This is a genomic window from Streptomyces sp. NPDC001941 (assembly GCF_040296945.1).
Taxonomy (GTDB): Bacteria; Actinomycetota; Actinomycetes; order Streptomycetales; family Streptomycetaceae; genus Streptomyces.
Map to the genome: position 1 here is coordinate 23,472 of NZ_JBEOYE010000100.1, position 6,499 is coordinate 29,970.

The following is a 6,499-nucleotide window of genomic DNA, read 5'->3' on the forward strand; positions in this document are numbered from 1 at the left end:
CCTGGGACCCGCTGGCTGCGGGTCGACCGAGAGCCGTTGTCTACTGAACGTCCGGGCCCCACCCGGGTCGCACCGTCCGGTCCGCAAAAACCTTCCCTCGCCGCGAGCGCGGGCGCTGAGCCTGGCTCCCAGTGGTGGCGTGCCGGTGCGGCGCGCCACCCCATGACTCAGCGCGTTCGACGACTGCGTGGCAACTGTCGCGGACGGACGTCCTGTGGTGGACCCGGCCGAACCTACCGGCCCCTGGCGCCTCGCTGTCAACAGCGGTTTGACCTGCACCGATGACAGGTTTCTCCTGGTCAGTGGGGAGGCACGCGGGGCCGGTGCGGGGCGCGGGGAGCATCGATCGGCGGTACGCGACGGAGTGACGTCACTCGTTCGGGCGCTCGAAGACCGTGCGGCCGGAGACGACGGTGCGCAGGCAGACGGGCAGCGGGGCGCCGGGGGTGAGGTCGGGCAGGCCGGGGGTGCCGGAGCGCGGGTCGGTGGACCAGCGGGCGACGCGGTCGTCGGGGGCCTGGACGATCAGGGCGTCGGTGTTCCAGACGGCGTAGTCGGCGGGGGCGCCGGGGACCAGGGTGCCGGCGTCGTCGCGGCCGACGGCGCGCCAGCCGCCGCGGGTGTGGGCGGTGAAGGCGGCGCGGACGGAGACGCGGTGCCCGGGGGTGCGGTGGAAGGCGGCGGCGCGGACGGTGCCCCACGGGTCGAGGGGGGTGACGGGGCTGTCGGAGCCGAAGGCGAGGGGGACGCCGGCGCGCAGCAGGGCGGCGTACGGGTTGAGGGTGCGGGCGCGTTCGGTGCCCAGGCGGGTGGCGTACATGCCGTCGTCGCCGCCCCAGGCCGCGTCGAAGGCGGGCTGTACGGAGGCGGTGAGGCCGAGTTCGGCGAAGGCGGCGATGGTGTCGGGGGTGAGCATCTCGGCGTGCTCGACGCGGTGGCGGGCGGCGCGGACGCGGGCGAGGCCGAGCTTGTCGGCGGCGGCGCGGACGCCGTCGGTGACGGCGGTGACGGCGGCGTCGCCGATGGCGTGGAAGCCGGCCTGGAGGCCCGCTTCGGTGCAGGCGACGACGTGGGCGGCGATGTCGGCGGCGGTCAGCTGGGCAGTGCCGGTGTGGGGCGCGTCGCTGTAGGGCTGGTGCAGGCAGGCGGTGTGCGAGCCGAGGGAGCCGTCGGCGAAGAGGTCCCCGGCGGCGCCGAGGGCGCCGAGCGCGCGTGCCTTGTCGATGTCGCGGTCGGCCCAGTAGCCGACGACGCGGGGGCCGGGTTCGTCGCGGGCGAGGTCGAGCAGGCCGGTGAAGTCGTCCTCGCTGGAGATCTCGGGGCCGCCGCACTCGTGGACGGTGCCGATGCCGAGGGACGCGGCGTGGGCGAGGGCGGCGCGCTGGGCCTCGGTGCGCTGGGCGGGGGTGACGGCGCCGTGGGCGGCGGCGCGCACGGCGTGGTGGGCGGCGCCGGTGAGGGGGGCGTCGGGGTGGTAGCCGGGCAGGTCGGTGACGCCGGGGACGAGGTCGAGGAGCGCGGTGGTGACGACGGCGGAGTGGACGTCGATGCGCGGCAGGTACAGCGGGCGGCCGCCGGTGGCCTCGTCGAGTTCGGCGCGGGAGGGGGCCCGGCGCTCGGGCCAGCGGTCGGCGTCCCAGCCCTGGGCGAGCAGGGCGCGGTCGGAGGGGCGCGCGGCGGCGTGCTCGCGGAGGAGGCGGAGCGCGTGGTCGAGGCCGCGGGTGCCGGAGAGGTCCAGGCCGGTGAGGGCGAGCCCGGTGGCGGTGGTGTGGACGTGGGCGTCGGTGAAGGCGGGGGTGACCAGGGCGCCGTCGAGGTCGACGACCTCGTCGACGCCGGTGGCGAAGGAGTCGGCGGCGCCTTCGGAGCCCACCCAGGCGATGTGTCCGCTCTCGACGACCATCGCGGTGGCGAAGGGGTCGGCGGGGCTGTGGACTTCGCCGCCGCGGAGAAGGACGGTGCGGGGGGTGTTCGGGCTCTCGGTCATGGGGACCAGGGTATTTGCGCGGGTTCGGGCGGGGGTGCGGGGGTGGGCGCCGGGGGTGCCGGTTCCCGGAGGCGTGGTCGTTCAGTTGCCCGGTGCGGGTTCCCGGACGGCGGGGGCGTTCAGATGCGCGGCGGACGTGCCTCGTACGGGGTGGAGAGGACGACGGTGGTGCGGGTGGAGACGCCGGACTGGGAGCGGATGCGCGTGAGCAGGTGCTCCAGTTCGAGGGGCGTGGCGACGCGGACCTTGAGGATGTAGTTCTCGTCGCCCGCGACGCTGTGGCAGGCCTCGATCTCGGCGATGTCGGCGAGCCGCTCGGCGATGTCGTCGGGGGCCGAGGGGTCGAAGGGTTTGACCGAGATGAAGGCGGTCAGCGGCAGGCCCACCGCTTCGGGGTCCACCACGGCCGCGTACCCGCGGATGACGCCGCGCTGCTCCAGGCGGCGCACGCGCTGGTGCACCGCCGAGGTGGACAGGCCGGTGGCCTTGCCCAGGTCGGTGTAGCTCATGCGCCCGTCCGTGACGAGCAACTCGACGATCTGACGATCCAGCTCCTCCATGCGGATCAACCTATTGCCCCGGACGGTGCTGAGCACAGCCGGAGGGTGAAACGGGGGCGCACGCCCGGCGCGCGTGTGATGAACGCCACAGGTTCGTGCCGCCCCTGGTCACGGCGCTCGCGGTTACCGCGTCCGTGTGGCGGGAAGTGCTTGCTGTGGCCGAGGCCGCATGGGCCCGATCGGCCCACCCGAGGGGGAGATTCTCCATGCAGAGTGTGAAGCGCACCGGACGCGGCGAACCGGAGCCCGTTGATTCCGTCGAGGCCGATGAGCTCGACGCGTACGACACTTTCGAGATGTTCCGGGTGATCTGCCCGGAGTGTGCCCAGCCGATCGCGCTCCTGGCGGACGAGGACGTCCTGCCCGAGCACGCGCTGTGCCCCACCCCGTGGCATCCGTTCACGCTGTCCGTGTGCCCCGGCACCGGCCGCGCCGCGGCGGACGTGCCGCCGGTCGCGGACGAGACGGCCGAGGTCCAGGAGCAGGACACCGCGCTGCTACTGACGCTCCCCCAGGGGCTCGACTGGCGCACGCAGCCCTTCTCGCACGTCGGCGGTCCGGGCTCGCGCCCCTTCAAGGTGCCGGGGATGCGGCGTCACGCGGCCTGAGCCCGTCCGGGCCGCGCACCGCGCGCCCTACATGTCCGCCTGCCAGTAGTCGTCGTGCACCATGGCGCGCAGGGTGCCGTGGTGCATGATCAGCGTGTCCGGGTCGGCGGGTGCGGTCGTCTCGCCGAAGTGGATCTGGCGGTAGGCGACGCGCAGCATCACGACGGCGTGCCGCAGTGCCGCGTACAGGGTGTAGAAGTCCATGTCGCGCGGGACGTGGCCGGTGTGCCGGGCGTAGTCGCGCTCGATGTCGGCGCGGCGCAGGAAGCCGGGCAGGCCGACCTGGCCGAAGCTGACCGTGAGGTCCTGGAAGAAGCGGTGCAGGTAGACCGTCCAGCCGAGGTCGACCTCGCGCGGGGCGATCGCGGCCATCTCCCAGTCGAGCACGGCGGCGGGGTCGAAGCCGTCGTAGACGATGTTCCCGATGCGGGCGTCGCCCCAGTTGAGGACCGGCGCGCCCTCGTCGGCGGGCCAGTGGTCCTCCAGCCAGGCGAAGCCGGACTCGATGAGCGGTGAGGACGGCCTGCCCTCCACCACCCAGGCGTAGTAGGCGCGTTGGGCCTCGACGTGGGCGCGCAGGGCGCTGCCTTCGGGAGCGGGTGCGGGGTACTGGTCGTGCAGGTGGGCCAGGAGGCGGATCGTGGCGTCCTGGAGGTGGGCGCGTTCGGCGTCGGTGGCGGAGTGCAGCCAGTTGCCCTCGTAGGTGTACGGCATGACGTCGGGCGGTACCCGGCCGTCGACGCGCTCCATGACGAAGAACGGGGCGCCCAGCGGCGCGGGGTCCTCCTCCAGCCAGAGGACGCGCGGGACCGGCAGATCGGTGTGGCGGGCGACGTCGCGGAGCGTCTCGTACTGCTCGCGCATGTCGTAGACGGGGAAGATCGTGTACGCGTCGGGGTCGGCGGCGAGCCTCAACGCGCAGGCGCGCAGCGGGGGTTCCGGGTGCTCGATGTCGAAGAGCAGGGTCTCGCTGGACATCCCGTTGGACTCGGGGACGCGCACGGAGACGGCCTTGGCGCCGGGCAGCCGGGTACCGAGCCAGGCGGTGAGGCGGCGGGCGAGTTCTTCGGGGTCGCGGGTGGAGGTGCGGGGGCGGGGCGCTGTGGGCATGGGTCCTCCTCTTCGGGGTGGGCCTTCGGTGCGGGGGTTCGCCTTTTGTTCGGGGTGGGCCTTCGCGTCGGGATGGGCCTTTCGGTACGGGCTTTTGGTGGCGGGGCCCCGGGGCGGTGCGGGTTCCCGGTTGGGCTGGCGAGTTGGCGTCAGCTGGAGTGCGGGGCGCGCCGGGTGCGGGAGCGGCACTCCCGCACGCCGGTGACCCTGTGTGAGTGATCGACTACTTTTGGTGACTCCAGCGGATCGCTTCGGGCGCGGTCCGCGCAGGCGCGCACGGCGCGCAGGGGGAAGGGAGTCGACCGATGACGCGACGACGTGTGGCGATGGTGGTGGCGGCCGGTGCGGCGGCGCTCGGGCTCGCGGTGGCGGTGCCGGGTTCGGCGTTCGGGGCGCAGGGCTCGCTGGTGGTGAACGGGGTGGCGTACGAGGATCCCAGTGGCTGCTACCCGGTGGACTGGTTCCCCTCGTCGGTGGCGAACCATACGGACGCGATCGCCGAAGTGCACACGGGGCCGGGGTGCACGGGGCCGGTGGAGTGGCTCGTCTATCCGGACGAGACGTACTTCACGGAGACCGCGCGCAGCGTGTTCGTGCTGTGAGGGCGGGCGCGGGGCGTGCGGGCTCGGCGGCGCGTCACCGGGAGGCGACCGAGTCGTAGCCGGTGAAGCCGCTGGGGTCGTGCCGGCCGAAGCTGCCGTGCTCGAAGATGCCGTAGCCGGTGCGGCCTTCGAGGGTGAAGCGGGCGGAGTGGTCGGTGACGCCGAAGCCGGCCAGGGGGTGGGCGGACGGGTCGGAGAGGTCGTAGACGAGGCGTTCGCTCCAGCCCCGGCCCTGCCAGGTGCCGTGCTGCCAGTCGGGGGCGGGCGGGTAGCCCGCGCCGATGGCGAGAGGGGAGGAACAGAGGGTCTCCACGGCGAGTTCGAGGGGCTTGCCGGCGGGGTCGGTGAGGTGGACGAGGGCGCGTTCGGGGTGGCGGGTGCCGGGGCGGTAGGTGATGTCGGTGCGAGGCCAGCCGAGTTGGGCGTCGCGGTGGCCGTCGCGGACGAGGACGGCCTCGTTGAGGGTGCGGTAGCCGTCGGCGTCCTCCTGGGCGATGACCATGAGGAAGCGGTCCTCGAAGCGGACCGGTATCCAGAGCCAGTGGAAGCCCTCGGGCCTGAACTCGTCGGCGCGGCCGTCGCTCTCTCCGGGGACGGGGCGCACGCCCCAGCTGCGGTCGCGGGTGCCGGTCCACTCCCCCGCCGTGACGGCGACCTCCTGGCCGCCGAAACGGAGGGTGCCGGTGCAGTGTCCGGCCTGGACGAAGCGGCGGCCTTCGAGGGTGAGGCGGTCGCCGCGGCGCTGGGTGTGGTGGGGTTCCCACAGCGGGGGGAAGTCGCCGGTCCAACTGATGTCGTACGAAAGGGAGTCGGGGTCGCCGGGGTCGGCCTCACATATCAGGCGCAGGCGATGCAGAGGTTCGTCGACGACGATGCGGAGGGGTCCGACGGAGAGGTTCATGCGGTCGTCACCGAGGGCATCGGACGCGCGCACGGCATGGATGCGGTCACCGCTGCGCACGGTGGCGTAGGCGTCGATGACGCCGAGGTTGGGGTAGACGCCGAGCCCGGCGATGAGCAGGGTGCGGCCCGCGTGGTCGAAGACCTGGAATATGCAGCGGTCGTAGGCGTTGCGGTCACCGCTGACGTGGTGCTTCATCGACAGTGGCGCCTGGTGCACGGGGTATTCGTCCAGCGGGACGGGGCGGTCGTCGGACACGGCGTACCTCCAGCGCGGCAAAGGGATTTGACGGTACGTCAGAAACTGCGCCGGAGGCCATACGCGTACAGCGGAGTGACCGGCTCCGCGAGGGTGGCGGGGGCCGTACGGGTATGCCCCGAACACCCGGCCGGTTCGCGGGGGCGGTGACCCGGCGGGGCGGGGGCGCGTTGGCCGGGCATGAGCACGCTGTACCCCGCACCCCAGCACGGCACCCCGGGAAACGGACGGCGCAGGCTGCTGCCGTCCGCCGTCCAGGACTCCGTACCGCTCCAGCCGCACCCCTCGGACCCGCCCATCTACCGGGCCATGCTGCGCCACTGGGCCAGCAGCGGGCGCACCCTGCCGGGCACCGGCGACCAGGAGTGGGCACGGCTCGCGGCGGCCCCGGTGTGGTTCGAGCGCTGACACCGGGGGCCGCCGCGCCACCGGGGCCGCCGCCACACCGGGGCGGCCCAGGCACGAGCCCCCGG

7 protein-coding genes are annotated in these 6,499 nt (G+C 73.7%); 3 read left to right on the forward strand and 4 right to left on the reverse strand.

The window, feature by feature from the left end:
* Window positions 1-370: 370 nt before the first annotated feature.
* A complete protein-coding gene (locus ABT160_RS39160; RefSeq protein WP_351653300.1) occupies window positions 371-1,987 on the reverse strand; it encodes an amidohydrolase in 1,617 nt (538 codons plus the stop codon).
* A 119-nt stretch (window positions 1,988-2,106) separates the two neighbouring features.
* Complete coding sequence (locus ABT160_RS39165; protein WP_351653302.1) at window positions 2,107-2,547, reverse strand: Lrp/AsnC family transcriptional regulator; 441 nt, start codon at window positions 2,545-2,547, stop codon at window positions 2,107-2,109.
* A 206-nt stretch (window positions 2,548-2,753) separates the two neighbouring features.
* Here ABT160_RS39165 and ABT160_RS39170 point away from each other — a divergent pair, with 206 nt between their 5' ends.
* Entirely contained in the window at window positions 2,754-3,155 is a 402-nt protein-coding gene (locus tag ABT160_RS39170; protein ID WP_351653305.1) for a hypothetical protein, read from the forward strand.
* 27 nt (window positions 3,156-3,182) lie between these two features.
* Here ABT160_RS39170 and ABT160_RS39175 read toward each other — a convergent pair whose 3' ends face one another.
* Window positions 3,183-4,265 (reverse strand): phosphotransferase family protein, encoded by a 1,083-nt coding sequence (locus ABT160_RS39175; RefSeq protein ID WP_351653307.1) that lies wholly within the window; start codon window positions 4,263-4,265, stop codon window positions 3,183-3,185.
* Window positions 4,266-4,570: 305 nt separating this feature from the next.
* Here ABT160_RS39175 and ABT160_RS39180 point away from each other — a divergent pair, with 305 nt between their 5' ends.
* Window positions 4,571-4,867: a hypothetical protein gene (locus ABT160_RS39180; RefSeq protein WP_351653309.1), complete on the forward strand. Its 297-nt coding sequence runs from the start codon at window positions 4,571-4,573 to the stop codon at window positions 4,865-4,867.
* Between the two features lie 34 nt (window positions 4,868-4,901).
* Here ABT160_RS39180 and ABT160_RS39185 read toward each other — a convergent pair whose 3' ends face one another.
* Window positions 4,902-6,026 (reverse strand): Rv3169 family protein, encoded by a 1,125-nt coding sequence (locus tag ABT160_RS39185; RefSeq protein WP_351653311.1) that lies wholly within the window; start codon window positions 6,024-6,026, stop codon window positions 4,902-4,904.
* 180 nt (window positions 6,027-6,206) lie between these two features.
* On the opposite strand from ABT160_RS39185, the gene ABT160_RS39190 reads away from it, so the two are divergent.
* The gene (locus ABT160_RS39190; RefSeq protein WP_351653313.1) at window positions 6,207-6,434 is read left to right on the forward strand and encodes a hypothetical protein; all 228 of its coding nucleotides are present in this window, start codon (window positions 6,207-6,209) and stop codon (window positions 6,432-6,434) included.
* Window positions 6,435-6,499 lie beyond the last annotated feature (65 nt).

Excerpts from the sequence above, each read along its gene's own strand:
- ABT160_RS39190 (WP_351653313.1), top strand. The coding sequence starts at position 6,207 with ATGAGCACGCTGTACCCCGCACCCCAGCACGGCACCCCGGGAAACGGA.
- ABT160_RS39165 (WP_351653302.1), bottom strand. The coding sequence starts at position 2,547 with ATGGAGGAGCTGGATCGTCAGATCGTCGAGTTGCTCGTCACGGACGGG.
- ABT160_RS39160 (WP_351653300.1), bottom strand. The coding sequence starts at position 1,987 with ATGACCGAGAGCCCGAACACCCCCCGCACCGTCCTTCTCCGCGGCGGC.
- ABT160_RS39175 (WP_351653307.1), bottom strand. The coding sequence starts at position 4,265 with ATGCCCACAGCGCCCCGCCCCCGCACCTCCACCCGCGACCCCGAAGAA.
- ABT160_RS39170 (WP_351653305.1), top strand. The coding sequence starts at position 2,754 with ATGCAGAGTGTGAAGCGCACCGGACGCGGCGAACCGGAGCCCGTTGAT.
- ABT160_RS39180 (WP_351653309.1), top strand. The coding sequence starts at position 4,571 with ATGACGCGACGACGTGTGGCGATGGTGGTGGCGGCCGGTGCGGCGGCG.